The following is a 25492-nucleotide window of genomic DNA, read 5'->3' on the forward strand; positions in this document are numbered from 1 at the left end:
CAGACAGGCCGGACATCTGGATGCAAGCGATCCGATCAAACCTCACAATGCTCTTGTGCCACGGGGGCCGTCCACATATGGGTCCCCGCGTTCGCGGGGACGACAGATGAGGGTGTGGCGCACATTATCCCCTCAACCACGGCACCGCGCATTTATGAAATGCCTATATCTCCTGCCCCTTCCTCATCTCGCTTTCAAATACCCTCCCAGCCATCTTGGAGAGGCCGGCCGACTGACCGACGCCACTTCCAGGAGGCCAGACATGACCGCCACCCCTCGACGTCTTGATCCACCTTCCCTCAGCCAGCGGCTTCGTGCGGCTCCGGCGATGACGCGGCCGCTGATGCTCGACATCATTGACAACGCCTGCCGGCGCTTCCCCTCGCTCCGACAGAACGAAAAGACAGAACGCCTGACGTGTCTGATCGTTGCAGAGGCCTGGATCGATGCAGCGCTGGCGCTGATAGAGCTCGAGTTGCCGATGTGGCAGGTCCGCCGCATCGCCTATGACGGGGGCGAATGGCATTGCGCGCTCTCGCGCGAGCGCGAGCTTCCGGACTGGCTCGACGCGGCGGTCGAATCCCGCCACGCCGATCTTGCGCTCGCGTTGCTGTCTGCCTTCATCGAGATCCAGGCATTGGCCATGGAGGCGTCGCGACCCAGCGTTCCTAATGTCCGCCCCGCCCCAGATCCGTTCTACGAGCCTATTGGCTGCGAGAATTTCGGCTAAGCCAGTCGAATAGGTTCACGCCTTGCCGCAATCTTCGGACATATCGCAGGCATTGAGCCCGGCACGGGTGATCGCGCGCTTTGCCGTTCGCGTCGCGCTTCTCGCCGGCTTTGCAGTGTTCGGGAGCATCGGATTCGGACGAAGCCTCGCCGCCCTGCTCTGGATGTCGATCATCCTGTGCGCCACTGTCGCCCTCCTCAGGCGCGAGCCTCTGTTCGGTGGCGCTCTCAATCATTGGGACGAATGCGCCGCGTTCGGCGCGCTGTTCGCGCTGGTTCATGTCGTCAACGAGCTGGCCTGACCACCGGGCTTTATGAGCTTCCTATGAGATCGCCGCACAGCCACGCTCGAAATCATATTCGCGACACAGGATATTGAACGCGCAGGCAGGGACATGCGTCCCGGGCCGGCGTCGTTCAGAAGGAATAGAAAAGTGAAACTCGTCGAACCTCCCTCGTGCAGCTCGCCTTCCACCATCGTCTTCATCGGCAGGAACCACAGGGGACAATGGGTCGCCCAGGAACAGAACGGCCTCTATGGCGGCCTGTTCGTCAGCCGGGCGCAGGCGATCAAGTATGCGCTGTTCGAAAACGGCCAGCATCGAGAGACCATCGTCGAACTGCCGCGCGAGATCGAGCTCGACATGGGCAAGAGGCTAGATGCCGCAATTCCCGAGCGCGCCGCCTGATCCATCCACTTCGCAACGACCATGTTCACCCCTCCCTCGGCCTGGTTCACAGGTTTCATTCCCGATCTGCCGACGCCGTTCGATGCGGCTGACGCGATTGATCTCAAGGCGTTCGCCGCACTCTGCGAGCGCCAGATCGGCGCCGGCGTTCCCGCCATCGTGGTGTGCGAGACCGCCGGCGAAGCGCCGACGCTCTCGCCGGCCGAGCAGGAGCTGATCATTCGGACCGCGGTCGATGTCGCGCACGGCCGGGTCCGGATCATCGCCGGCGCCATGTCGAACGCAACCGGCAACGCCATCGCGCTGGCGCGGCGCGCCGAGGCTGCCGGCGCTGATGCGGTGATGGCAGTGGTCCCCGCTTACAACAAGCCGATGCAGGAAGGGATGCTCGCGCACTTCAGGGCCATCGCCGGTTCGACCGGATTGCCCGTGATCCTGCACGATGTTCCGTCCCGTACGTTGCGCCCGCTGGCCGACGAGACGCTTCTGCGCCTCGTCGAATCCCGCCAGTTCGTGGGCTTGCGCGATGGGAGCCGTGACATCACTCGCCCGATGCGCTTGAGCCGGCTGTTACCGGCCGGCTTTCGCTTTCTGTCCGGCGACGACAGCACCGCCTTCGGCTTCATCGCCAGCGGCGGCGACGGCGCGATCTCGGAAGTCGCCAACATCGCCCCGGACCTCTGCCGCACGATCTTCTCACACGTCAGACAAGGCGGCCTGCAATCCGCCCGCTATCTCGACAGGCGCCTCATCCCGCTCATCGCCTGCCTTGACAAGGAAAGCCCTGCGGCGCTGAAATACGCGCTGAGCCTGCTTGGCCTGATGTCGCCGGCCACGCGGCTGCCGATCGTGCCGCTCGATGACGCCGCGCAGTCGGAAGTTGCAAAGGCATTCGCCGCGATCGCCGACGAGGAGCTGATCGACAGCGTCGGCGCCTGACGTTCAAGGCTCGGGCAGATTCCGCATGAGATCACTCCCATCAGGCGATGGACATCACAGGCTGCTCCGTGCCTGGCAATTGGCGTTACTGCGCTTTGCCGTGACGCGGGACGATTGCGACAGACTGAACGTTGCGGCTCTCGCCGGGGAACTCGATCGTCTCGGCCGGAGCAACGCCGATGACTCGCTCCACTTCTTCCGGCGGACCAGCTCCCGGCTCTGCGCGGCAATCAGTGGACAGGGAGAGGACGCGCAAGCCGTCCTCGGCCGCTTCTGCGAACAGATTGACGAGCCGCGGTTGCGTCTCGCCTTTGCGTCAGCCGTCGGAATCGCCCGCTCGGACGCTGCCCGATCCGAGACCCGCCCGAAACGCAATGGCGACCTGTTCAGGGGACTGCCGGCGCGACGGATAGCTTCTTTATGAATTTCCTATGCCGCGGCCACGGCGCTCATCTCGCAATCCTACCCGCTCATGGTCATCATTCTAGGCCGATGACGGCGGCGGCAGCCGCCGCCAGGCTGGTGAGGGAATACAGAGATGTCGTTGCTGACACATGGCATTGAACGCCCTGTTGACTGGGCGGAACGCCCCGCGCGAATATCGCGGGAGCGCAAGGCCCAACTCAAGCGCCTCGTCCTGGGTGCGCTGACCGTGCTCTCGATGGGCTCTGTGCTCACCGCGCTGATCGCGCTGAAGACCGCGATCTATGTCTGGCACCTCCACGCCTGAGCGGGATGCGAGACCATCATGACCTTGCACATGTGTGAGGAGGCCGCCATGGCCGCGATCGCCCTTCAAGCTGCCCATCGCCAGCCTGAGGCCAGGCAGGCGGCGGCGCTCAGGCCGCTCGACCCGGATGTTGTCAGTGCCGCCATCCCCGCCTTCTTCATCGGACGCAACAGCGCCGGCCTTTGGGTTGCGCGCGAAGCGAACGGACGCGTCGGCGGGCTCTTCCTGTTCAAGAGCTCCGCGATTGATTTCGCCAACCGGCAGAGCGCGCCGGCACGATGCGCGCTGGTGTTTCCCGCGGAGACTTTCGAACTCGACGTCGAGAACCGCGGCAATCCGCTGATCGTGCTGGCGGAGGGAGCCAGGCGTCTCCTTGCGCGCGTGGTAATAAGGCTGCGGACATGATCGAGCTCAAGATTGCCATCCTGGTCACACTGATGGGCGCGCTGCTGCTCAGCATGCGCATCGGCGCTGCGCCGGCTTTGGACAAGCACCATGCAGTTCATGAAGGGTAACCTGGAACACGCGGTCACCACGACGATCCTGACCATGACGGTGAGCCTGATCTGGGGCGCCATCCTGACGTTCGTGATCACGCTGCTCGCGCGCGGGCTCGGCGTCTAGCCCCTCTCCGAGGCGAGCAACCGGGCGCGGACGGCGGTCGCGATGCCCGCTTGAGGCCGCGTATTCCGCGGAAAAGACCTGGCCGATCTGGCGCAGTTTCACGGAACCGTGTAGAGCGGTTGCATGAGCACCAGCAACGTCAACGTCGTCCTCCATCCCCTGGTCCAGCACAAGCTCTCCCTGATGCGGGAGAAGGACCGCTCGACCAAGAGCTTTCGCGAGATCCTGAACGAGATCGGAATGCTGCTCGGCTACGAGGTGACGCGGGATTTGCCGCTGGAGCTGGTCGAGATCGAGACGCCGATCGCATCGATGCAGGCGCCGAAGATCGCCGGCAAGAAGCTCACGCTGGCGCCGATCCTGCGCGCCGGCGTCGGCTTCCTCGACGGCATGCTGGCGCTGATGCCCTCCGCGCGCATCGCCCATATCGGGCTCTACCGCGACCCCGACACATTGCAGGCCGTGGAATATTACTTCAAGGCGCCGCAGGACCTGTCCGACCGCACCGTGATCCTGATGGATCCGATGCTGGCGACCGGCAACTCGGCGTGCGCCGGTGCCTCCCTACTCAAGGCCCGCGGCGCACGCGACATCCGCTTCGTGTGCCTTCTGGCTGCGCCCGAAGGCATCGCCCAGTTCCAGAGCGTGCATCCCGACGTTCCGGTCTGGACTGCCGCGATCGACGAGCGGCTCAATGACCACGGCTACATCGTGCCGGGCCTGGGCGACGCTGGCGACCGGATGTTCGGCACCAAGTAGACAGTCACCAAGTAGACAGTCTTGCGCGATCGGGTTACTCCGGTTGGCATGAGCGCCAACGCATTTTCGCTGCAATCGCTGATCGGCACCGAGGCTGCCGCCGATCCTGCCTTCGTGTTCGATGGCACGCCGGTCTCGCGCGCGGAATTCTCGGCAAAGATCGACCAGACGGCGGCCTGGCTTGCCGCGCAAGGCATCGACAAGGGCGACGTGATCGCGGTCTGGCTCGTCAACCGGGTCGAATGGCTTGCGCTGCTGTTCGCCGCCGCCCGGTGTGGTGCGGTGGTCGCCGCCGTCAATACGCGCTATCGCAGCGCTGAGGTCGCGCACCTGCTCAAGGTGTCCGGCGCGAAGCTCATGGTGGTCGAGGCCGCGTTCCGCTCGATCGATTTTGCTGCCATCCTCGCCGGCGTCGACAGGTCGGACGTGCCCGCGCTGCAACAGCTAGCAGTCGTCGGCGCGGATGCGATCCCGGCGCATTGGCCCTGCGTGCGCTTCGATGCCTTCGACAAGTCCTATCCGACGGCGCCGCCGGCTCAGGACGGCGTCGACCTGCCGGTCCTGCTCTACACGACATCAGGCACAACCAAAGGGCCGAAGCTGGTCGCGCATTCGCAGCGTACGCTTGCCACGCATGCTGTCTCCGTCGCCAAGGCGCTCCAGCTCTCGCCGCAGCGTCATTCGCTGCTGGCCATGCTGCCGTTCTGCGGCACTTTCGGCATGACCAGCCTGCTCGGCTTCATCGCATCGGGTGCGACTATCCATGTGCTCGACGCCTTCGAGGCGGCACCGGCTCTGAGGATCCTCAGCGAACACAGGATCACGCACACCTTCGGCTCCGACGAGATGTTCCGCCGCATCCTCGCGCTCACCGATGCGCCGCGGCCGTTCCCGCATCTCGAGGTCTGCGGCTTTGCCGCGTTCCAACCCGGCTGGCGCGAGCTGGCCGCTGAGGCCAAGGCGCGCGGCATGCCGCTGTTCGGCCTCTACGGCTCCAGCGAGGTGCAGGCGCTGTTCTCGATCGGCCGCGCCGACGACGCCTTCGCCGACCGCATCGAGGGCGGCGGCTGGCCGATGTCACCCGAAGCGAAAGTCCGCGTGCGCGACACCGAGACCGGCGAGCTTGCCGCCCAAGGCGTCTCTGGCGAGATCGAGATCAGCGCGCCCTCGCGCTTCCTCGGTTACTTCAACAACCCCGAAGCGACGCGCGAGGCGATCACCACCGACGGCTTCTTCCGCACCGGCGACATCGGCCGCCTGCGCGGCGACCGCGCCTTCGTCTATGAGACCCGCGCGGGCGATGCGATGCGGCTCGGCGGCTTCCTGGTTGCCCCCGGCGAGATCGAGGACGAGCTGAAATCCTGCGCTGGCGTGGCCGACGCCCAGGTGGTCGCGGTCGATCTGAAGGGCCAGGCGCGCTGCGTCGCCTTCGTGATCCCATCCAGCGAGCCGCCACAGCAGGAGGTGTTGACCGCGCGCCTGCGCGAACGGCTTGCCGGCTACAAGGTACCGGCTCGCATCTATGTCGTGGACGCCTTCCCCGTCACCGACAGCGCCAACGGCGTGAAGATCCAGCGTGTCCGGCTTCGCGCCATGGCGATGGAGCGGATCGCGGCCGAATAGGCTGTCCTGTTTCAGATCCGTTCAGGCCCAGCGGCGAAGCTGTTAGCGCTTAGAGGTACGCAGCTGCGCCGACAGCGCGTCGCGGTGCTCCGGCGCCGCAATCGCGATCATGCGGCGCGCACGCTCGGCAAGGCCGCAGCCGCGCAGCTCCGCTACACCCCATTCGGTAACGATGGCGTCGACATCGGCGCGAGGCGTCGTCACCGTCTCGACATCTACGGCGATCCGGCTGGCGCCGTCCGACGCCGTCGCCGGCAGTGCGATGATCGCCCTCCCGCCGGCAGACGCGTTGGCACCGCGCACGAAATCGAGCTGCCCGCCGATCGCCCCGATCGCGACGCCATTGAGCCTCTCGGAATTCACGCTGCCGTCGAGCCCGACCTGGAGCGCCGAGTTGATCGCGACCAGCCGGTTGATCCGCGCCAGCACGTTCTGGCCATGCGTGTATGACGTCGGCCGCACCGAAACCGCCTTGTTCTCGTGCACGAAGCGATAGAGCCGCTTCGTGCCGATCACCTGGTTGGTGACCGTGATCCCGGGGTCGATACCCTTCTCCGCATTCGTCACCGCCCCGCGCTCGATCAGGTCGACAACGGCGTCGTTGATCAGGCCGGAATGAATGCCGAGATTACGCGCATGAAACAGCGAGGAGAGGATCGCGTCCGGTATCCGTCCCACGCCGAACTGCAGCGTGCTGCCATCGGCAATCAGGCCCGCCGCATGCGCCGCAATGCGCCGCGAGATGTCATCGAGCGGCGGTGAGGACAATTCAACCGGCGGACGGCGGGCCGTCACGCGCATATGGATCGGCACGTCCTGCGGCCATTCCGCACCGAACGTAAAGGGCGCATCCGGATTGATCTCGGCGATGACGCAGCGCGCGCCGCGCGCGGCATCGATGACATAATCGTTGGAAAGACTGGCGCTGAGGCGCCCTTCGGACTCCGCGAGCTGCACCAGCACGACATCGGCCTTATGGCGACGCGAGGCGAAGTCGGCGCAGAAGGCGCTGTAATTGCTCGGGATCACATCGAGCCGCCCGGCTTTCGCGAGCCGCCGCGCATTGCCGATCACGCCATAGCTCAGGAACGAAACGCCCGGAGCACACGATGCGGAAAATGTTTCCGAGAACACCGGCCCGACCATCATGCGGAACGGCGGCAGACACCCAGCCTGCGCCATCAGCGCTTCGGTCAAAGTGACGGGCTCCGCCGTTGCCTGCCCGCACACGACGAGGTCGCCATCCCGGATCAGGCCGGAAAAGTCGACCGGCGGCGTGGGCTCGGGCATTGCAGCTCAATCCATCGGCGCGAGGCGCGCGGAGGACTCGCCGAGCAGCGTGCGCAGCTCCGTCTTCACGATCTTGCCATAGCTGTTCTTCGGCAGCTCGCCGGTGAGGTAATAATGCTTTGGCCGCTTGAAGCGCGCGATCCAGGCATTGCACATCTGGTCGAGCTCATCGCGTGTAACCGCCCTGCCCGCGACGGGAACGACGACCGCCACCACCTCCTCGCCCCATGCCGGATGCGGCCGGCCGATCACCGAGACCTCGGCAACGGCCTCGTGCCGCAGCAGGACTTCTTCGACCTCGCGCGGATAGATGTTGGTGCCGCCGGAGATGATGACGTCCTTGGAGCGGTCCTTCAGCGTGAGGAAACCGTCGCCGTCGAAGGCGCCCATGTCGCCGGTATAGAGCCAGCCGTCGCGCAACGTGGTCGCGGTGGCGTCGGGGTTCTGCCAGTAGCCGGACATGACTGTATCGCCGCGCACGATGATCTCGCCGATCTCGCCGGGTGCAACATCCCGCCCCGCCTCGTCGACGGTGCGCACCTGCACAACGGCTTGCGCGATGCCGACCGAGGCTAGGCGCTCCTCGTGGCGCGGATGGCCCGCGTCGACATGCATGGATTTCGGCAGGTACGTGATGGTCATCGGCGTCTCGCCCTGACCATAAATCTGCGCGAGCTTCGGTCCGAACACATTGAGCGCGGCCTTGCAATCGGCGACATACATGGGGCCGCCGCCATAGATGATCGTCTTCAGACCGGGCGCGGTCGCGCCCGCCGCCTCCGCCGCGACCGTCAGGCGCCGCACCATGGTGGGCGCGGCGAAGAAGGAGATGCCGTCGCGCTTTGCCGTCAGCTCCAGAATCTCGTCCGGCTCGAAGCGGCCGCTCTCGGGAATGATCTGCGCGCCCATGCCGAGCACGTGCGGCACCATGTAGAGGCCGGAGCCATGCGACATCGGCGCGGCATGCAGCAGCGCCTCGCGGGGCACGACCGGGTTGATCTCGGCGAGATAGTTCAGCGACATCGCGAGCAGATTGCGGTGGCTCAGCACCGCGCCCTTGGGCCGGCCGGTGGTGCCGCTGGTGTAGAAGATCCAGGCGGGATCGATAATCCCGACATCGGCGATGGCGATGCCGTCGGTCTTCTCCAGGCCGCGATATTCGGCCGAGCCGATCTCAATGATACGCGGCTTGGCCGTGCCGAGGGCCAGAGCTTCCGACGCCACGTTTGCCATGTCTTCGGTCACGAACACGACCGCGGCGGCGGAGTTATCGAGGATGAACGCGACCTCGCGCGGGTGCAGCTTTGCGTTGATGGGAACGGCCACCAGCCCGACGTGCCAGCAGGCATAGAGGCAGGCGACATAGTCGGGCACGTTCTTCATCAAGAGGGCGACGCGATCGCCCTTGGCAAGGCCAAGGCGCCGCTGCAGCGACGCGGCCAGCGAGGCCACCGTCGCGGCGAGCCGGCCGTAATCGGCGACCGGCGTCAGCCCTTTGAGCAGGGCCGGCGCGGACGCGTCGGCCTTCGCGGCGCGCAGGAGATGATGAGCGAGGTTCATGGCAAATCCTGCCTAACTATCCGCGCGCGAGATTAGTACGACTTCGCCAGTCCGAGCACCTTTTCCGCGATGAAGCTGAGCGCGAGTTGCGGGCTGACCGGCGCAATGCGCGGGATCAGGACTTCGCGCAGGTAACGCTCGACGTGGAACTCCTTGGCATAGCCGAAGCCGCCATGGGTCATGACGGCCTGCTCGCAGGCGGAGAAGCCGGCCTCGCCCGCCAGATACTTCGCGGCGTTGGCCGCGGCGCCGCAGGGCATGCCCTTGTCGTATTGCCAGGCCGCCGACATCACCATCAGCCATGCGGCCTCGAGCTCGACCCAGTTCACCGCGAGCGGATGCTGGATGCCCTGGTTCTTGCCGATCGGGCGATTGAACACAGTTCGCGTCTTGGCGTATTCGGTCGCACGCGACAGCGCGAGCTTGCCGAGGCCGACGGCTTCCGCCGCGATCAGGATGCGCTCGGGGTTCATGCCTTCGAGGATGTACTGGAAGCCTTTGCCCTCTTCGCCGATCCGGTCCTCCATCGGGATCTCGAAGTCCTCGAAGAAGAGCTCGTTGGAATCGACGATCTTGCGGCCCATCTTTTCGATCTCGTGGACCTTGATCTTGTTGCGGTCGAAATCGGTGTAGAACAGGCTGAGGCCATGGGTGGGCGAACGCACCTCCTCCAGCGGCGTGGTGCGCGCCAGCAGCAGGATCTTGTGTGCGACCTGTGCGGTCGAGATCCACACCTTCTGGCCGTTGACGATGTAGCGGTCGTTCTTGGCGACCGCACGGGTCTTGAGCTGGGTGGTGTTGAGGCCGGTGTTGGGCTCGGTGACGGCGAAGCAGGCCTTTTCGCGGCCCTCGACCATCGGCGGCAGCATGCGCTTGCGCTGCTCCTCGGTGCCGAACACCACCACGGGGTTGAGGCCGAACACGTTGATGTGAACCGCGGATGCGCCGGACATGCCCGCGCCGGATTCCGCGATGGTGCGCATCATGATCGCCGCTTCGGTGATACCGAGCCCGGAGCCGCCATAGGCTTCCGGCACGCAGATGCCGAGCCAGCCGGCATCGGCGAGTGCCTTGTGGAAGTCGTGCGGGAAGCCGCCGTCGTGGTCCTTCTTCAGCCAGTAGGCATCGGGAAAGCCCTCGCAGATCTTTGCGATGGCGTCGCGAATGGCTTCCTGCTGATCGGTGAGCGCGAAATCCATGTTCTTGATCTCCTTGCTTGGAGCCGCGGCGGCCCGGACGTGCTAGTGCCCCATCTGCGAGGGCAGCCAGAGAATGATCGAGGGAAACGCCACCAGGATCGCGATCGCGATCAGGTGCGCAATGAAGTGCGGGAAGGTGCCGTGGAACACCTCCGCCACCGGCCGCTTGGCATAGCGGGCGACGATGAAGCAGTTCAGCCCGACCGGCGGCGTGATCATGCCGACCTCGGCGGTGACGATCTTGATCACGCCGAACCAGATCGGATCGAAGCCGAGCGTCTTGATCAAGGGCAGCACGATCGGCACGGTCAGCACCAGGATTGCGATCTGGTCCATGAACGAGCCGAGCACGATGTAGCCGCAGAGGATCAGCGTGATGATGATCCAGCGCGAGGTCGGCAAGCTGCCGATCCAGGCAACCAGATCCTGCGTGACGTGGGTGAGCGTGAAGAAGTAGCCGAAGATCGAGGCGCCGACCAGGATCATGATGATCATGCAGGTGCCGTGGCAGGCGCGCAGCAGTGTCTTGTAGAGCGACGACGGCGTGATCTTGCCCTTGACGATCGCAAGCAGGAAGGCACCGAACGCGCCGAAGGCAGAAGCTTCCGTTGGGGTCGCGACGCCGAGGTAGATGGTGCCCGTCACGATCGAGAACAGCACCACCATCGGCGAGACCTGCCACAGCAGCGCGAACTTTTCGCGCCACGGCACCGACTTCGCGGCCGGTGCGCGCGAGGGATCCTGCCAGACCAGGAAATAGATCGTGGCCATGATGGTGATGGTGACGAGGATCGCGGGGATGATGCCGCTGATGAGCAGCTTGCCGATGTTCACTTCAGCAAGCAGGCCGAAGATGACGAGCGCGACGCTGGTCGGCAGCAGCATCGACAGCGTGCCCGATATCGCGACCACGCCCGCGGCCATCTTCGGCTCATAGCCCTGGCGGATCATCGCCGGAAGGCTGGTCGAGGACAGCGTCGCGGCGGAGGCCGTCGATGTGCCGCAGATCGCGCCGAAGCCGGCGCCGGCAAGCGCCGTGGCCATGCCAAGACCACCGGGAATGCGGCCGACCCAGGCCGAAGCCGTCTTGAACAGGTCATCGGCGACGCCCGACAGCAGCACGAGATCCGCCATCAGGAGGAACATCGGGATGGTGATCAGCTCGTACGAGGAGACGGTCGAGAGCGGCGCGGTCTGCAGGATGCCGAACAGTGTGGACCAACCGCCCACCATGACGAGGCCGACCGAACCGGCGAAGGCCATGGCGAAGCCGACGGGCGTGCCGAGCGCAAGCAGGCCGAACAGCAGGGCGAGAACGATGAAAGGTGTCATGGATGCCTGCCGTTACTCGAAGCTTCGTGCTTCGCCGACGCCGGTGACCGGCGGCAGCGGATAGAGGTCGCGCCCGCTGACGAGGCTCAGCACATTGCCGACGAGCTGCAGCGCCAGCCGCAGTACCAGTACGCCGCAGCCGAACGGCACCAGCGCCGCCGAGATCCAGGTCGGCCACGGAATCGCGCCGGAGAGGACGTCCTGCTGCTCGTAATTCTCCAGCGCGCGCTCGAATCCGACCTTGCAGATCAGGATGAACACGAACAGGCCGGCAAGCGCGGTGACGATCTCGGACAGCCGCCGCCCAGCCGGCGAGAAGCGCGACAGGAGGATGTCGACGCCGACATGCGCGTGCTCGCGCAAGCCGTCCGAGAGCGTGAAGAAGAACACACCGGCTAGGAGATAGAGCCCGATCAGGTCATAGGTGAAGGAGAACGGACGGTTCAGCGCGTACCGCATGAACACGTCGGTCACCACCAGCAGCATGATCACGAACAGGAACACCACCGCGATCACCGTCAGCGCGCGTTCCAGCGCGCCGAGCACATCTCCTGCCCGCTTGATCACCTCTGGTGCCTCCTTCTTCTATGCCGGCCGACGATTACTTGGTGCCGCCGGCGGCGAGCAGGCCTTCGAACTCCTTGAGCGCGGCGGACGCCTGCTTGCCGCGGCTGTCGAGACCGCTGGCCCATTCCTGGCCGACGCCCTTGAGCTTGTCCTTCATCTCCGCGCGAGTCGCTTCGGGAAGCGGATCGAAACTGACGCCTTCGTCCTGCATCTGCTTCTTGGTCGCTTCGCCTTCCTTGTCGACATCGGCGCAGGCCTTCGGCGTGATCGCCTCCGAGGCCTCGTCCATCGCCTTCTTCACATCGTCGGGCAGCTTGTTCCAGACCGACTGGTTGATGGAATAGGCAACGATGAAGCTGCCGAAGCTGACGCCTTCGGTGGCGTGCTTGACCAGCTTGTCGAGGCCGTAGGACACGACGCTGTCCAGCGGGAACAGCAGGCCGTCCATCGTGCCGCGCGACAGCGACTCATAGGCATCGGGCGCCGCCATGCGCACCGGCACGGCATTGAGCGCACGCAGCGTCAGATCCTGCGCGCCGCCGGTGGTGCGCAGCTTCAGGCCCTGCATGTCCTTGGTGGTTTCCACCTTCGACTTGACGGTCCACACTTGGTAGGGCGGCAGCACCACGGCCATCAGCAGCTTGATCTTGTTCGGTGCGTATTCCTGCTTGGCCAGAATGCCTTCGCGCGCCGTCTTCCAATAGGCGAGCGTGCCCTGGCAGCTGGTCTGGAATGCGCCCGGCAGTTGCGCGACTTCCGACAGCGGCATCTTGTCGGAGACATAGGACGGTCCGATGTAGCCGATGTCGACCACGCCCGACTGGGTCAGCCGCAGCATGTCCGCCGCCTTGCCGATCTGCTGGTTCGGATAATAGGTGAAGGTCACCGCGCCATTGGTGCGCTTGGTGACGTCGTCCATCCACGGCTTCAGCATCAGGCGGACGAGATAATGACCGGCGGGGAAGGAATCGGCGACCTTCAGCTCCAGCGCCTGCGCCTGCGCCTGCAGCGTCGAGACCGGCAGCGAGAAAGCCAACGCCGCGGCAGCCCAGACCAGATTCTTCTTCATGTCGTTCTCCTTGACGCGTCCCCATGCCGAAGGCGGCAGTCCACTTGCTGCAGCACCGTCCGGCCCTCACTGCATTTCTTGCTTGAGGGAAAATGTACATATACGTGAATTTATATGTCAAGTATATGAACTATGCATGGGGCCATGCGTGTCGCGGCTGACACGCCGAATTGACATCGGCATTTTATGAACTCTAACTCCACGTATATGAATTTATCCGACGGGGACCCATGGGACCGCTCTCCGGCCTCACCATTCTCGACCTGACCTCCGTGCTGATGGGGCCCTACGGCACCCAGGTGCTGGCGGACATGGGCGCAGATGTCATCAAGGTCGAAAGCCCCGAGGGCGACATCGTTCGCCAGATCGGTCCCGGTCGCGCGCCCGGCATGGGCGGGATGTTCAACAACGTCAATCGCGGCAAGCGCAGCATCGTCCTCGATCTCAAGACGCCGGGCGGGCGCGATGCGCTGCTGCGGCTGGCGAAACGCGCCAACGCGCTCGTCTATAATGTGCGCCCGCAGGCGATGGCGCGGCTCGGCCTCGACTACGAGACACTCGCCGCGATCAATCCCGCCCTCGTCTATGTCGGCGCGTTCGGCTACGGCCAGTCCGGCCCCTATGCCGCAAAGCCTGCTTACGACGACCTGATCCAGGGCGCCGCCGCCATTCCAACCCTGCTCGCGGCCGCCGGCGACGGCACGCCGCGCTACGTTCCCGTCACCATCGCTGACCGCATCGTCGGCCTGATGATGGTGAACGCGATCATGGGCGGGCTGATGCACCAGCAGCGCACCGGCATCGGCCAGCGCATCGACGTGCCGATGTTCGAATCGATGACCGAGTTCGTGCTGATCGATCATCTGGGCGGGCTGACCTACGATCCGCCGCTCGACCATGGCGGCTACGCCCGCCTGCTCTCGCGCTACCGCCGCCCCTACAAGACCAGCGACGGCTATCTCTGCGTCCTCATCTACAACGACAAGCACTGGCGCAGCTTCTTCGAGGCGATCGGCCGGCCGGAATTCCTGCAGCAGCCGCGCTTTGCCAACCACGCCGCGCGCACGAAGCACATCAACGAGATTTACGAGGAAATCGGCCACATCTTCCTGACGCGCACGACCGCCGAGTGGCGTGAGCTGCTGGAGCGCGCCGACATTCCGGTGATGCCAATGCACACGCTGGAGACGATCCTTAGGGATCCGCATCTCGAGGCAATCGACTTCTTCAAGACGGTGGATCACCCCGTGGAAGGCCGCATCCGCCAGATGCGTGTGCCCTCCACCTGGAGCGTGACCCAGCCGGAGCCGACCGGTCCCGCGCCGACGCTCGGCCAGCATGGCCGCGACATTTTGCGCGAGGCCGGCCTCTCGACCGACGAGATCGAACGGCTCGCAGAGCAGAAAGCAGTTCACCTGGCGGCGCCGCCTTAAGGGCAGCGCCGGCCAAATCGCAGGACATAGGGAGGAAACCGCGATGGCCGGACTTTATTTCGAAGACTTTTCCGTGGGCCAGGAGTTCAAGCATCCGCTGACCAGGACCGTCACGGAAATGGACAACACCATGTTCAGCCTGCTGACGCTCAATCCGCAGCCGCTACACATTGACGCGCATTTCTCTGAAAAGACCGAGTTCGGCCAGCGCATTTTCAACAGCCTTTACACCCTCGGCATCATGATCGGCATGACGGTCTATGATACGACCCTGGGTACCACCGTCGCCAATCTCGGCATGACCGACGTCACCTTTCCAAAGCCGGTCTTCCATGGCGACACCCTGCGGGCGACGACGAAGGTGCTTTCGTTGAGGGAATCCAAATCGCGCCCCAAGGCGGGCATCGTCGAGTTCGAGCACCACGCCTTGAACCAGAACGACGAGATCGTCGGCAAATGCCGCCGCATGGCGATGATGCACAAGAGGCCAGTCTGATGCGTTCGATGCTGTTCGTGCCGGGCGATTCCCCGCGCAAATTCGAGAAGGCGAGCGAAGGCAAGGCCGACGCGCTGATCATTGACGTCGAGGATTCCGTCGTCACCGAGAAAAAGGCCGAGGCGCGCGCGCTGACGCTTGCCATGCTGAAGGGCCGTCGCGGCCCGCACCAGCTCTATGTCCGCGTCAACGCCCTCGACACCGGCATGACACTCACAGATCTTGCCGCGGTGATGCCGGGCAAGCCCGACGGCATCGTGCTGCCGAAATCGCAAGGCGGTGACGATGTGCGCCAGGTTGCGACCTGGCTCGAAGCCTTCGAGGCAGCGGCCGGCACCGCGGTCGGTGCGACCCGCATCGTATGTGTCGCCACCGAAACCGCCGGGTCGATCTTCGGGCTCGGCAGCTACAAGGGCTGCTCCCCTCGCCTCGCCGGATTGATGTGGGGCGCCGAAGATCTCTCGGCTTCGCTCGGCGCCACCGAAAAGGCATCGGGCGGCGTGTTCCACAGCCCCTATCGTCTCGCGCGCGATCTCTGCCTGATGGCAGCGGCTGCGGCCGAGGTCGCGCCGATCGACACGGTCTATACCGATATCGACAATCTGGCGGGCCTCGAGCAGGAAACCCGCGCGGCGCGACGCGACGGTTTTTCGGCGAAGGCGCTGATCCACCCCAAGCATGTCGATGTCGTCAACGCGGCATTCGATCCGACCGATGCCGAACGTACATGGGCTGAGAAGGTGATCGCGGCGTTTGCGAGCAATCCCAATTCCGGCACGCTGCGTCTCGACGGCATGATGATCGACAAGCCGCATCTTCGCGCCGCGAAGAAGATTCTCGGCCAGCCATAGAGCCCCGTTCCGATGGAATCGGAACGGGGCTCTAGATTCTTGTTTTGGCGCGTTTTCTTAACGCGAACCGGTACCCACTTCGCTCGAAAACGCTCTAGATCAGGACGCATGCCACCATGATCGTTCGCCAAGCCGCAAACGTCCTGGAGATCATGGAATTCTTCGCGCAAACGAGGAAGCCGGCGACGCTTGCCGAGATCGCCGATCATTTCGGCTGGCCGCGCTCGTCGACTTTCAACCTGCTCGCGACACTCTCCGAGAAGGGCTATCTCTATGAGCCGCGGCCGCGCGCCGGATTCTATCCGACGCCGCGGTGGCTGGCGATGGCACGGTTGATCTCCGAGGTCGAGCCGCTGCCGCCCTGGACGCACACGCTGATCGCCGATCTCTCCGCCGAGACCGGCGAGACCGCCTCGATCGTGGCGCCGGCCGGCGTGATGGCGGTGTTCATCGACGTCGTGGAATCCAGGGCCGCGATCCGCTATTTCGCGACCATCGGCCATCGCGTTCCGATCCACGCCACCGCGAGCGGCCGCGCGCTGCTGCTGCAATATTCGCCGGAGGAGCGCGACTCAGTCTACCGCAAGATCGAATTCAAGCAGTACGGCCCGTCGACGCCGATCAGCATCGAGGCGGTCGAGACCGAGCTGCGCAATTCGATGGCGCGCGGCTATTGTCAGAGCTTTGCCGACTACAGCCGCGACCTCGCCGGCGCCGCGATCCCGCTGCCGATCGGCGACCGCCGTCTCTCCGTCGTCGTCGCAGGGCCCGAGTTTCGCATCGGCCCGAAGGTGCCGGAGGTGGCCGCACTGATCGCGCGAACGGTCGACCGGCTGCGGCCGAAGACGGCAGCCTGAGCTGACCTCATTCGAATCCCTGAACGGGCGGCGCCGAAGTCTCTGTCGGCACCGGAGGAGCAGCTTGAACAGGCTCCGCAGCAGGCGCGGCTTGAACCGGCGGAGTGCTGGCAGCTCTCATCTGGCCGCTGGCATCCATCGCCTCGCGTGTACGCGGCGGAGCGCCGGTCGCGGCTACGGGGTACGCCTCGCGGCGCGGCGGCTGCCGATGTCTCGCCGTGCGCGAACCTCTCACGCCCCAGGACCGGGCGATCGAAGGTCCGGCGGTATAACCGACCACCGCTCCCGCGACGGCTCCGATCGGACCCAGCACGACGGCGCCTGACACGGCTCCCAATGCCGCAGCACCGGCGCGCTCCTGCGCGACGGCGCTTGCAGGCACGCCAGCCAATATCACGATGGCAGTAATCAGAGCTTTGTTCATCAGAGCGCCTCCCTCGCGGGAGATCACTCTTACTCAAATATGGCTGCAGGACGTTTGTTCGTTGCCCAACACGGGGCAATCGCCGATGGAACTCCGGCAATACAAAGGCGGTCGTCTCGCCTGCCGCCATCCTTCGAGACGCCCGCCTACGGCGGGCCCTCAGGATGAGGTCGCGTTTTGCGGCGAGATATCAAACCCTCATGGTGAGGAGCCCGCCGAAGCGGGCGTCTCGAACCATGCAGGCCGAGCTGCTGCCACTACACGATCTTGATCGACATGTCCGGCAGGCCGTCGAGCTTGCACAGCAGCACATCGCCCTTCACCACCGGGCCGACATTCTCCGGCGTGCCGGAATAGATGATGTCGCCGGCCTTCAGCTCGAACGCTTCCGACAGCTTTGCGATCTGCTCGGCCACGCTCCAGATCATCTTGCTCAGATCCGAGCTCTGCTTCACCGTCCCGTTGATCGCGAGCGAGATGGCGCCCTTCTCGAAATGGCCGGTCTTGCTGGCCGGATGGATCGGCCCGATCACCGCGGCGTGGTCAAAGCTCTTGCCGATCTCCCAGGGCTTCTTTTCCGCGGCCATCCCGTTCTGGAGGTCGCGCCGGGTCATGTCGAGGCCGAGCGCGTAACCGTAGACATGGTCGAGCGCCTTCTCGGCCGGGATGTTGGTACCGCCGGACTTCAGCGCAGCAACGAGCTCAACCTCGTGGTGATAGTTCTTGGTCAGCGACGGATAGGGATGGTCGGCGACCTCGCCGATCGCGACGTTCTGGATCGCGTCCGTCGGCTTCTGGAAGAAGAAGGGTGGCTCGCGGTTCGGATCCGAGCCACGCCCGATCGCATGCGCGGCGTAGTTGCGGCCGATGCAGTAGATGCGGCGGACCTGGAACACTTGGGTCTCGCCGACGATCGGGATCGTGACCATCGGCACCGGGAAGATCGGCTTCGGGCCGGCCTGCGCTGCGGCTGGCGTTGCCTCGGCGATGCCCGCCGCGGTCATCGCGGCTGCGGCGGCGAGCACGTCACGTCGAGAGGTTCTTGTCATGGTTCTGTTCCGTTTTCTTGGCCGCTGACTTTCAGCCGGCTATTCATAGGGTCAAACGCTCAATGGGCCAATGGATCTGGCCGCATCTGTACCTTGTAGACTTTGGGCGAGGCCTCTTTGCCGCCCTCTCCATGGAAGCTCGCCCGTGTTCCGGTCGTGCTCCACAGGCCGCGCCCTTTCCAGCCGGTGTCCGGATTGTCGATCCGGCCGTCGACATTCTTGGTGAAGAAACCGAGCGGATATGAATTGCGCATATTCACGAACTGGCCGTTGACCAGCGCAAGCAGCGACTCGCTGCCATTGGCGCTTGCGATCGGCACGTTCGCACCGAGGCCGAACGTATTGTAGCGGTCCACCCAGACATAATAGGCGTGGTTTGCGCTGCCGCTGGCGTCGAGTCCCCTAAACTGCGGTCCGGGCATGCGCCAGGTCTTCCAACCTTCCGGACACTGCTTGCCGTCCGCAGTCGTCGGTCCGTTCAGCGGCCCCTTGCAGAGGTTGCGGTCGAAGCTCGCGAGATGCCCGCTCGACAATACCGTCCACACCACGCCGTCCAGCCCCATGTCCAGACCACGCGGACCGAACGTGCCCTCCGGCGGCTGATACACTTCGGACAGCGCTGTGTTGGCGGGGTCGGGCCCGGGCATCACGCGAACGATGTAGCCGGGCTGGTCGATGCGGGAAAAACCGCGATCCATCGCCTGGCCCCAGATCGAATCGTCGACCGGGCTCGGCATGATTCCGTAGAAGGACGCGGCAATACGTTTGTCCTTGGTCGGGTCGACCGGGTCCTTGTGCTCGACATAGGCATCGCGTTTGCCATTGCCGTTGGTGTCGATGATCAGCGGCGTCCAGCCCTGCGATTTCACGTCGTCGAGAGTCTCTCGATATTGCTTCGTGTTGAGCCAGCCAACCACCCCCCCGCCTAGGCCCGGACCGCCGGAGCTGGTCCACAGCGTTTGGTTGGCATCGTCGTCGAAATAAAGGTGATGGGTTGTGAAGCAGGTGTTGATCAGATCCCATTTGCCCGTCGCGGGATCGAAGCGCGACAACTGGCGCAACGATGTCGCCTGCGGCGCCACCTTCGCCGACGGCAAATCCGAGCCCTGCTTGCAATAGTCAGGATTGGCCGGCGGGCGTAGGCGCGCCGTGAACCAGACCTTGCCCTGTTCGTCCATCATCACATTATGGATGCTGGTGTGGCCATCCCAGATCGGCTCGTCACCCCAATAGGCCGACGTTCCTCGCGGAGCATCGGTCGACGACGGCGTGTTCGGATCGAGATACGGATGCTTGATGGTGCCGGCGACGTTCTTCACGGGATCGAGCGTCGGCACGAGATCGGAACTCTCTTCCGACGATCCGTAGATCAGGCCGTTGGCGTTGACACGCGGATTGCGCTTGTCTGTCGAGATCGCATCGTGCTGATAGCGCGTCGGCGCCGCCCAGTCCCACATCGTGAACACGACGTTGCGTTCGATGCCCTTGGGCCGTTCGGGCTTGTCGAAAGGCAATTCACCGGCCGCGATGCGATCGGTCCATTTCGAGAACAGGTCGTAGACCTTCTCCGGGCCCATGCTGGCCAGCACCGTCGCCATGTATTCCTGGGCCTGGCCTGCCTGGGTGCGGACCGCCCATGCGGTGTGGGAGTCGTAGCCCTCGGTGAACACCTTCGGGATCTCGCGGATGCCGCGCGTGCCGAGCGCGTGGCAGGACTGGCACATGTTCTTGACCGTATCGACCCACTGGGCCTGCGACTTCATGGTCTCCGGCATCTTGTTGCCCTTGTCGCCGGTACCGGGAAATTCCTCGGGCTTGGGGATGTCGAGCATCGAGTACCAGTACATGCCCGGATAGTTCTGCGCGTCCTGCTTGGGCGAGGCCGCGACGGCCTTGAAGTCCAGCACCTTGCCCGGACGAGCGTCCTGTTGCTCCGTGTCTTGCAGGCCGTAGCCGCGCACCCAAACCTTGTAGTTGGCAGCAGGAAGCTCCGGGATGACGAACCGGCCTTGATCGTCGGTCACCACCACTTTCGCGTATTTTGTCGGCAGGTCCTTGGTCTCGGCAATCACCCAGACCCCGGCTTCCGCGCCCTTGTCGCTGATCACCTGTCCGCCGATGTCGTTGGCGGATACCTCGACAGTCGCCGCCATCGCTGCAACGGCGTGCAACAGCGCAGTCGCGCCGAGATAGCCGGCAATCATTCGCCTCAAGCTCATCGCTCCCTCCCTTTCGTTCTGCGTTTCGTCCGAACCTCTTGGCGGGCCGGACTCGTCCCTTATGTTTTTACGCGATCGAAGAACTCCCGAACCTTCCGCGCGCCGACATCCGGGTCCGTTGCGGCTACCGCGAAGCCGGAGAACAGAACTGCCGCACAGGCGGCCACAAAGGAGCGTCGGAGAACCCTGCTCATGGGCATTTCCTCGATTGTTGTCTTGTTGTTGGTTGACTTATTACGCTGTCAGAAAAGGCCTCAACTTCCCAACGTCGTCAAGCTGTTCCAAATTGCCAACCTGATCGAGTCGCCGCCCAGCACCGGCGCGATCAGCTTCCGCGTTTTCGCCGCCGCGGCTTCCGTGCTCGGCGGGTTCTCGCAACGCATCATACGGATAACGCGCTAGGATCGTCATTTGACAGGACAGGGCGACCGCCATGCAGGTGACCGGGAGGAGCAGTCGGACCGCACCTGCGCGCGCCATCCGTGCCGCCGGCATGGCGCTGCTCGTCATCGCGATATCGCCGGGAGTCGGCAAAGCCGCGGAGATCGTCGCTCCCAAGGAGATGAGAGGGATCGGCACGATCGATACCCGCTTCCAGTCCTACAATGTCGAAATGGTCGAGGTGACCGGCGGCCGGTTCTGGAAACCCTATGCGCAAGGAGGCGGGCGCCGCGATCGCTACTCTTATCGACCGCCGATCGATCTCGCCAACCCCCGCCTGCGCAAGCTCGCCGGAGCGCTCGGGCCGGCCTATTTGCGCGTGAGCGGCACCTCGGCGAATGCAACCTTCTTCGCCGGCACCGACGGTACGCCGGCCGCACCGCCTGCCGGCTTCAACACCGTGCTCAGCCGCACGCAATGGCACGGCGTCGTTGACTTCGCGCGCGTGGCCGATGCGGAGATCGTGACGTCTTTCGCTGTCAGTCCCGGCAGCCGCGACACTGACGGCGCCTGGACACCGGACCAGGCGCAGCGCCTCGTCGACTTTACGCGCTCGCTGGGCAGCCGCGTCGCCGCCGCCGAATTCATGAACGAGCCGACGCTTGCAGCGAACAATGGCGCGCCGGTGGGATATGACGCGAATGCATACGGCCGCGACCTCAAAATCTTTCGCACGTGGATGAAGCGCGCGTCTCCCGAGACGTTGATCGTCGGGCCGGGCTCCGTCGGCGACTCCGCCTCGCCCTCGGCCACCGGCATCCACACGCGCGATCTGCTCGCCGCATCGGGCCCGGGACTCGATCGCGTCTCCTATCACCACTACAACACGCTCTCGCGCCGCTGCGGCGTGCACGACGATCCGGCCCAGGCGCTATCCGAGGCCTGGTTGTCGCGGACCGACGTCGCGCTTGCCGTCTACCGCGGCTTGCGCGATGAGTTCGAGCCGGGCAAACCGATCTGGCTGACGGAGACTGCGGATGCCGCCTGCGGCGGCAATCCCTGGGATGCGACCTTTCTCGACACCTTTCGCTATCTCGATCAGCTCGGTCGCCTGGCCAAAGCCGGCGTGCAGGTGGTGATGCACAACACGCTCGCAGGGAGCGACTACGGCCTGCTCGACGAAAAGACATTTCGACCACGGCCGAACTATTGGGCCGCGCTGCTCTGGCATCGCCTGATGGGAACGACCGTGCTCGACGCGCGCATGGCCTCGACGCCGGCCATTCACGCCTATGCACATTGTCATCCCACGACGAAAGGCGCGGCGTCCGCGCTCCTCATCAACACGTCGCAACGTGGATCGCGCGCCGTGACGCTGGCGGCGCGCGCCGAGCGCTACACGCTTCGGGCACGCCGCCTCCAGAGCGCGAGCGTGCAATTGAACGGCACGACACTCGCCTTGACCGACAGCGACGATCTGCCCCACCTCGCGCCGCGAGTTGCACCGGCCGGTCAGATCCGCCTTCCGCCCACCAGCATCACTTTTCTGGTGATACAGGACGTGGCCGCCTGCCGTTGAGCGCGCGCACCCCAAGGGAACCCAGCCGGCCCCATTATTCGTCATTGACAAACTCATTCGCCATTATCTAATTCATCGTCAGGACAAGCAGCCGCGCCTGGCGGCCAATCTGAAGAGGGAACGACGATGAGAGGGCTTCTGGCCTGCGCGATGCTCGCGGCCATGACTTCGGCAGCCATGACCACTGCGGCGAGCGCGCAAGTTTCCGACGACGTGGTCCGGATCGGCGTGCTGACGGATCTGTCGAGCTGGGGCCGCGACAACAGCGGACCGGGCTCGGTCGAGGCCGCGAAGATGGCAGTGGAGGAATTCGGGCCGACCGTGCTCGGCAAGCCGATCGAGATCATCAGCGCCGACCACCAGATGAAGACCGATGTCGGCGTCAATATCGTGCGCGGCTGGTTCGACAACGGCAAGGTCGACGCCGTCGTCGACATCCCCAATTCCGGCATCGCGATCGCCGTCCACAACATGGTGCGCGAGCGCAACAAGATCGCGCTGCTCTCCGGCCCCGGCGCAAGCTCACTGACCGACGAGCTGTGCAGCCCGAACACCGTGCACTTCGCCTACGACACCTATGCGCTGTCGAAGGTGACAGCCTCGGCCGTGATCAACGAAGGCGGCAAATCCTGGTACTTCATCACGGCTGACTACGCCTTCGGCCAGCAGCTCGAGAAGGACGCCACGCGCTTCATCAACGAGATGGGCGGCAAGGTGCTCGGCGGCGTGAGGCATCCGACCAACACCGCCGACTTCTCGTCCTTTGCGCTCCAGGCGCAGAGCTCGAAATCCGACGTGGTCGCGTTCGCCAATGCCGGCCAGGATACTGACAATGCCATCAAGCAGTCCGGTGAGTTCGGCCTCGTCCAGGGTGGCCAGAAGCTCGTCGGCCTCCTGATGTTCGAAACCGATGTGCACGCGATCGGCCTGAAGTCCGCGCAGGGCACCTATATGACGACTGCGTCGTACTGGAACATGGATGAGCAGACTCGCGCCTGGTCGAAGAAATTCTTCGCCCGTACCAACGTGATGCCGACCATGATCCAGACCGGCGTCTATGGCTCGGTGCTGCACTATCTCAAGGGCATCAAGGCTGCCGGCACCGACGATCCGGCCAAGGTCATGGCCAAGATGCGCGAGCTGCCGATCGAGGACGCCTTCGTTCATGGCGGCAAGCTTCGTGAAGATGGCCGCGTCATCCGCGACATGTATCTGGCCAAGGTGAAATCGCCCGATAAGTCCAAGGAGCCCTGGGACTATCTGGAGATCGTCAAGACCGTGAAGGGCGAAGACGCCTATCGCCCGATCTCCGAATCCAAGTGTCCGCTCCTGAAGAAGTGAGGCCCGCATGACTGGCAACGAGCACAACGCAATTGAAACTTACGAGTGCGATGTGCTCGTGGCTGGATCGGGTGCCTCCGGCATGTCGGCCGCGATCACCGCGCGTTACCGCGGCCTCAACGTGTTGATCGTCGAGAAGGAGCCGCGCTTCGGCGGCACCACGGCGCGTTCCGGCGGCTGGCTCTGGATTCCCGGCACATCGCTGGCGAAGGCCTATGGCATCGAGGAAACGCCGGAGCAGGCCCGCACCTATCTGCGGCACGAGGCCGGCAACAATTTCGATGCCGCCCGTGTCGATGCATTCCTGAGCGCCGGCCCCGAAGCTGTCGATTTCTTCACGACCAAGACCGCGCTGCGCTTCGACATGCCACTGGTCTTCCCGGACTATCATGCCGAAGCGCCCGGCGGCGCGCAGGGTGGCCGCTCGATGGTGACACGGCCGTTCGATGGCCGCGAACTCGGCGACCAGATCAAGACGCTCGGCATGCCCCTGCCCGAGCTCACCGTCTTCGGCATGATGCTCGGCTCCGGCAAGGAAATCATCCACTTCATGCGCGTGACGAAGTCGCTGACCTCGGCGGTCTACGTCGCAAAGCGCCTGTCGCGTCATCTGATGGATGTGCTGCGCTACGGCCGTGGCATGACGCTGACCAACGGCAACGCGCTTGCGGGCCGGCTCGCGAAGTCCGCGCTCGACCTGAAGATTCCGATGTGGCTGTCCTCGCCGGTGCGCGAGCTGACAGTGGAGAACGGCGCGGTGACCGGCGCCATCGTTTCGCGTGAAGGACGTAACGTACGGATCCGCGCGCGGCAGGGCGTCGTGCTCGCCTGCGGCGGCTTTCCGCATGACGTCGAGCGGCGCAAGAAGATGTTTCCGCACGCGCCGACCGGCAATGAGCATTTTTCGCCGGGGCCGACCGGCAATACCGGCGACGGCCTGCGCCTTGCGGAAAGTGCCGGCGGACGCGTCGAGGATCGCCTGCCGAATGCTGCGGCCTGGGTGCCGGTGTCGCTCACCACGCGCAAGGACGGATCGAAGGGCGTGATGCCGCACTTCATCGACCGTGCCAAGCCCGGCGTGATCGCGGTGATGCGCGACGGCAAGCGCTTTGCCAACGAGGGCAATTCCTACCACGACTTTGTCCAGGCCATGATCAAGGCGGCCAAGCCCGGCGAGGAGATCGCCGCCTTCCTGGTCTGCGATCACCAGACGCTGCGCAAATACGGTCTCGGCTGCGTACCGCCCTTCCCGATGCCGCTGGGTCATCACCTCATTACCGGCTATCTCCTGCGCGGCGACACGCTGGAGGGGCTTGCAGCGAAAGCCGGCATCGATGCCGAGGCCTTCACCGAGACCGTCAGGCAGTTCAATGCGACCGCGCCGCAAGGCCATGATGCCGCCTTCGGCAAGGGCTCGAAGGCCTATAACCGCTACCAGGGCGATGCGCTGCACGGCCCCAACCCTTGCGTCGCGCCGGTCGAGAACGGCCCGTTCTACGCCATCAAGATGGTGATCGGCGATCTCGGCACCTATGCCGGCATTGTCACCGACGAGAACGCACGCGCGCTCGACGCCGAGGGCCGGGTGATTCCCGGGCTCTATGCCGCCGGCAACGACATGGCGAGCATCATGGGCGGGAATTATCCCGGCGCCGGCATCACGCTTGGGCCGGCGCTGACCTTCGGCTACATTGCCGGCCGTCATCTCGCCGAGAGCGCAGCCAAGCGCGACGCAGCATAAGCAAAGCCCGC

At 64.6% G+C, this 25492-nt stretch carries 26 protein-coding genes; 17 read left to right on the forward strand and 9 right to left on the reverse strand.

The features are described from left to right. Positions 1-262: 262 nt before the first annotated feature. From AC629_RS26035 to AC629_RS26075, 9 genes are all read left to right on the forward strand, one after another. A complete protein-coding gene (locus tag AC629_RS26035; protein WP_084807780.1) occupies positions 263-730 on the forward strand; it encodes a hypothetical protein in 468 nt (155 codons plus the stop codon). A 22-nt stretch (positions 731-752) separates the two neighbouring features. After that, positions 753-1031: a hypothetical protein gene (locus AC629_RS26040; protein ID WP_084807781.1), complete on the forward strand. Its 279-nt coding sequence runs from the start codon at positions 753-755 to the stop codon at positions 1029-1031. Positions 1032-1163: 132 nt separating this feature from the next. Next, complete coding sequence (locus tag AC629_RS26045) at positions 1164-1418, forward strand: hypothetical protein (protein WP_084807782.1); 255 nt, start codon at positions 1164-1166, stop codon at positions 1416-1418. A gap of 21 nt (positions 1419-1439) precedes the next feature. After that, positions 1440-2357 carry a 4-hydroxy-tetrahydrodipicolinate synthase gene (dapA, locus tag AC629_RS26050; RefSeq protein WP_084807783.1) on the forward strand — a complete coding sequence of 306 codons (918 nt, stop codon included), beginning with the start codon at positions 1440-1442 and terminating at the stop codon, positions 2355-2357. 538 nt (positions 2358-2895) lie between these two features. Beyond that, entirely contained in the window at positions 2896-3087 is a 192-nt protein-coding gene (locus AC629_RS26060; RefSeq protein WP_084807785.1) for a hypothetical protein, read from the forward strand. An 18-nt stretch (positions 3088-3105) separates the two neighbouring features. Further along, positions 3106-3492 carry a hypothetical protein gene (locus tag AC629_RS26065; RefSeq protein ID WP_084807786.1) on the forward strand — a complete coding sequence of 129 codons (387 nt, stop codon included), beginning with the start codon at positions 3106-3108 and terminating at the stop codon, positions 3490-3492. Between the two features lie 90 nt (positions 3493-3582). Continuing rightward, a complete protein-coding gene (locus AC629_RS49935; protein WP_283847787.1) occupies positions 3583-3711 on the forward strand; it encodes a hypothetical protein in 129 nt (42 codons plus the stop codon). 123 nt (positions 3712-3834) lie between these two features. Then, on the forward strand, positions 3835-4470 hold the full coding sequence (gene upp / locus AC629_RS26070; RefSeq protein ID WP_084807787.1) for a uracil phosphoribosyltransferase: 636 nt from the start codon (positions 3835-3837) through the stop codon (positions 4468-4470). 48 nt (positions 4471-4518) lie between these two features. Further along, on the forward strand, positions 4519-6093 hold the full coding sequence (locus AC629_RS26075; RefSeq protein WP_084807788.1) for an AMP-binding protein: 1575 nt from the start codon (positions 4519-4521) through the stop codon (positions 6091-6093). 42 nt (positions 6094-6135) lie between these two features. On the opposite strand, the gene AC629_RS26080 is transcribed toward AC629_RS26075, so the two are convergent. The 6 genes from AC629_RS26080 to AC629_RS26105 are packed head-to-tail and all read right to left on the reverse strand — an operon-like array spanning position 6136 to position 13110. Next, positions 6136-7383 carry an acetyl-CoA hydrolase/transferase family protein gene (locus tag AC629_RS26080; protein WP_084807789.1) on the reverse strand — a complete coding sequence of 416 codons (1248 nt, stop codon included), beginning with the start codon at positions 7381-7383 and terminating at the stop codon, positions 6136-6138. A 6-nt stretch (positions 7384-7389) separates the two neighbouring features. After that, positions 7390-8943, reverse strand: coding sequence for an AMP-binding protein (locus tag AC629_RS26085; RefSeq protein WP_084807790.1), 1554 nt, complete (start codon positions 8941-8943; stop codon positions 7390-7392). Positions 8944-8975: 32 nt separating this feature from the next. Next, positions 8976-10142 (reverse strand): acyl-CoA dehydrogenase family protein, encoded by a 1167-nt coding sequence (locus AC629_RS26090; protein WP_084807791.1) that lies wholly within the window; start codon positions 10140-10142, stop codon positions 8976-8978. Between the two features lie 42 nt (positions 10143-10184). Continuing rightward, on the reverse strand, positions 10185-11474 hold the full coding sequence (locus AC629_RS26095) for a TRAP transporter large permease (protein WP_084807792.1): 1290 nt from the start codon (positions 11472-11474) through the stop codon (positions 10185-10187). A 12-nt stretch (positions 11475-11486) separates the two neighbouring features. Continuing rightward, on the reverse strand, positions 11487-12041 hold the full coding sequence (locus AC629_RS26100; RefSeq protein WP_143199448.1) for a TRAP transporter small permease: 555 nt from the start codon (positions 12039-12041) through the stop codon (positions 11487-11489). 34 nt (positions 12042-12075) lie between these two features. After that, positions 12076-13110, reverse strand: coding sequence for a TRAP transporter substrate-binding protein (locus tag AC629_RS26105; RefSeq protein WP_084807793.1), 1035 nt, complete (start codon positions 13108-13110; stop codon positions 12076-12078). 230 nt (positions 13111-13340) lie between these two features. Here AC629_RS26105 and AC629_RS26110 point away from each other — a divergent pair, with 230 nt between their 5' ends. The 4 genes from AC629_RS26110 (at position 13341) to AC629_RS26125 (ending at position 16747) form a co-directional block, all read left to right on the forward strand. Continuing rightward, positions 13341-14543, forward strand: coding sequence for a CaiB/BaiF CoA transferase family protein (locus AC629_RS26110; RefSeq protein WP_084807794.1), 1203 nt, complete (start codon positions 13341-13343; stop codon positions 14541-14543). A gap of 16 nt (positions 14544-14559) precedes the next feature. After that, positions 14560-15039: a MaoC family dehydratase gene (locus AC629_RS26115; protein ID WP_349531248.1), complete on the forward strand. Its 480-nt coding sequence runs from the start codon at positions 14560-14562 to the stop codon at positions 15037-15039. After that, a complete protein-coding gene (locus AC629_RS26120; RefSeq protein WP_084807796.1) occupies positions 15039-15890 on the forward strand; it encodes an HpcH/HpaI aldolase/citrate lyase family protein in 852 nt (283 codons plus the stop codon). Before AC629_RS26115 ends, AC629_RS26120 begins: the two co-directional genes overlap by 1 nt. A 116-nt stretch (positions 15891-16006) precedes the next feature. Beyond that, the gene (locus tag AC629_RS26125) at positions 16007-16747 is read left to right on the forward strand and encodes an IclR family transcriptional regulator (RefSeq protein WP_084807797.1); all 741 of its coding nucleotides are present in this window, start codon (positions 16007-16009) and stop codon (positions 16745-16747) included. A gap of 7 nt (positions 16748-16754) precedes the next feature. On the opposite strand, the gene AC629_RS26130 is transcribed toward AC629_RS26125, so the two are convergent. The 3 genes from AC629_RS26130 to AC629_RS26140 all read right to left on the reverse strand — a co-directional run bounded on the left by AC629_RS26130 (position 16755) and on the right by AC629_RS26140 (position 20439). Beyond that, positions 16755-17171 (reverse strand): hypothetical protein, encoded by a 417-nt coding sequence (locus AC629_RS26130; protein ID WP_084807798.1) that lies wholly within the window; start codon positions 17169-17171, stop codon positions 16755-16757. Between the two features lie 257 nt (positions 17172-17428). Further along, entirely contained in the window at positions 17429-18220 is a 792-nt protein-coding gene (locus AC629_RS26135) for a fumarylacetoacetate hydrolase family protein (RefSeq protein ID WP_084807799.1), read from the reverse strand. A 59-nt stretch (positions 18221-18279) separates the two neighbouring features. Then, a complete protein-coding gene (locus tag AC629_RS26140) occupies positions 18280-20439 on the reverse strand; it encodes a carboxypeptidase-like regulatory domain-containing protein (RefSeq protein WP_084807800.1) in 2160 nt (719 codons plus the stop codon). Between the two features lie 192 nt (positions 20440-20631). Between AC629_RS26140 and AC629_RS26145 the strand changes: the two genes are divergently transcribed. The 4 genes from AC629_RS26145 to AC629_RS26160 all read left to right on the forward strand — a co-directional run bounded on the left by AC629_RS26145 (position 20632) and on the right by AC629_RS26160 (position 25481). Next, positions 20632-20841, forward strand: coding sequence for a hypothetical protein (locus AC629_RS26145; protein WP_084807801.1), 210 nt, complete (start codon positions 20632-20634; stop codon positions 20839-20841). 31 nt (positions 20842-20872) lie between these two features. After that, positions 20873-22399 (forward strand): glycosyl hydrolase family 79 N-terminal domain-containing protein, encoded by a 1527-nt coding sequence (locus AC629_RS26150; RefSeq protein WP_245332000.1) that lies wholly within the window; start codon positions 20873-20875, stop codon positions 22397-22399. 126 nt (positions 22400-22525) lie between these two features. Then, complete coding sequence (locus tag AC629_RS26155) at positions 22526-23740, forward strand: ABC transporter substrate-binding protein (protein ID WP_084807803.1); 1215 nt, start codon at positions 22526-22528, stop codon at positions 23738-23740. 7 nt (positions 23741-23747) lie between these two features. After that, positions 23748-25481, forward strand: coding sequence for an FAD-dependent oxidoreductase (locus tag AC629_RS26160; RefSeq protein WP_084807804.1), 1734 nt, complete (start codon positions 23748-23750; stop codon positions 25479-25481). Positions 25482-25492 lie beyond the last annotated feature (11 nt).

Origin of the sequence: Bradyrhizobium sp. NAS80.1, from assembly GCF_001908205.1 — a bacterium.
Classification (GTDB): Bacteria; Pseudomonadota; Alphaproteobacteria; order Rhizobiales; family Xanthobacteraceae; genus Bradyrhizobium.

Excerpts from the sequence above, each read along its gene's own strand:
- AC629_RS26035 (WP_084807780.1), top strand. The coding sequence starts at position 263 with ATGACCGCCACCCCTCGACGTCTTGATCCACCTTCCCTCAGCCAGCGG.
- dapA (WP_084807783.1), top strand. The coding sequence starts at position 1,440 with ATGTTCACCCCTCCCTCGGCCTGGTTCACAGGTTTCATTCCCGATCTG.
- AC629_RS26060 (WP_084807785.1), top strand. The coding sequence starts at position 2,896 with ATGTCGTTGCTGACACATGGCATTGAACGCCCTGTTGACTGGGCGGAA.
- AC629_RS26065 (WP_084807786.1), top strand. The coding sequence starts at position 3,106 with ATGACCTTGCACATGTGTGAGGAGGCCGCCATGGCCGCGATCGCCCTT.
- AC629_RS49935 (WP_283847787.1), top strand. The coding sequence starts at position 3,583 with ATGCAGTTCATGAAGGGTAACCTGGAACACGCGGTCACCACGACGATC.
- upp (WP_084807787.1), top strand. The coding sequence starts at position 3,835 with ATGAGCACCAGCAACGTCAACGTCGTCCTCCATCCCCTGGTCCAGCAC.
- AC629_RS26075 (WP_084807788.1), top strand. The coding sequence starts at position 4,519 with ATGAGCGCCAACGCATTTTCGCTGCAATCGCTGATCGGCACCGAGGCT.
- AC629_RS26080 (WP_084807789.1), bottom strand. The coding sequence starts at position 7,383 with ATGCCCGAGCCCACGCCGCCGGTCGACTTTTCCGGCCTGATCCGGGAT.
- AC629_RS26085 (WP_084807790.1), bottom strand. The coding sequence starts at position 8,943 with ATGAACCTCGCTCATCATCTCCTGCGCGCCGCGAAGGCCGACGCGTCC.
- AC629_RS26090 (WP_084807791.1), bottom strand. The coding sequence starts at position 10,142 with ATGGATTTCGCGCTCACCGATCAGCAGGAAGCCATTCGCGACGCCATC.
- AC629_RS26095 (WP_084807792.1), bottom strand. The coding sequence starts at position 11,474 with ATGACACCTTTCATCGTTCTCGCCCTGCTGTTCGGCCTGCTTGCGCTC.
- AC629_RS26105 (WP_084807793.1), bottom strand. The coding sequence starts at position 13,110 with ATGAAGAAGAATCTGGTCTGGGCTGCCGCGGCGTTGGCTTTCTCGCTG.
- AC629_RS26110 (WP_084807794.1), top strand. The coding sequence starts at position 13,341 with ATGGGACCGCTCTCCGGCCTCACCATTCTCGACCTGACCTCCGTGCTG.
- AC629_RS26120 (WP_084807796.1), top strand. The coding sequence starts at position 15,039 with ATGCGTTCGATGCTGTTCGTGCCGGGCGATTCCCCGCGCAAATTCGAG.
- AC629_RS26125 (WP_084807797.1), top strand. The coding sequence starts at position 16,007 with ATGATCGTTCGCCAAGCCGCAAACGTCCTGGAGATCATGGAATTCTTC.
- AC629_RS26130 (WP_084807798.1), bottom strand. The coding sequence starts at position 17,171 with ATGAACAAAGCTCTGATTACTGCCATCGTGATATTGGCTGGCGTGCCT.
- AC629_RS26135 (WP_084807799.1), bottom strand. The coding sequence starts at position 18,220 with ATGACAAGAACCTCTCGACGTGACGTGCTCGCCGCCGCAGCCGCGATG.
- AC629_RS26140 (WP_084807800.1), bottom strand. The coding sequence starts at position 20,439 with ATGAGCTTGAGGCGAATGATTGCCGGCTATCTCGGCGCGACTGCGCTG.
- AC629_RS26145 (WP_084807801.1), top strand. The coding sequence starts at position 20,632 with ATGGGCATTTCCTCGATTGTTGTCTTGTTGTTGGTTGACTTATTACGC.
- AC629_RS26150 (WP_245332000.1), top strand. The coding sequence starts at position 20,873 with ATGCAGGTGACCGGGAGGAGCAGTCGGACCGCACCTGCGCGCGCCATC.
- AC629_RS26155 (WP_084807803.1), top strand. The coding sequence starts at position 22,526 with ATGAGAGGGCTTCTGGCCTGCGCGATGCTCGCGGCCATGACTTCGGCA.
- AC629_RS26160 (WP_084807804.1), top strand. The coding sequence starts at position 23,748 with ATGACTGGCAACGAGCACAACGCAATTGAAACTTACGAGTGCGATGTG.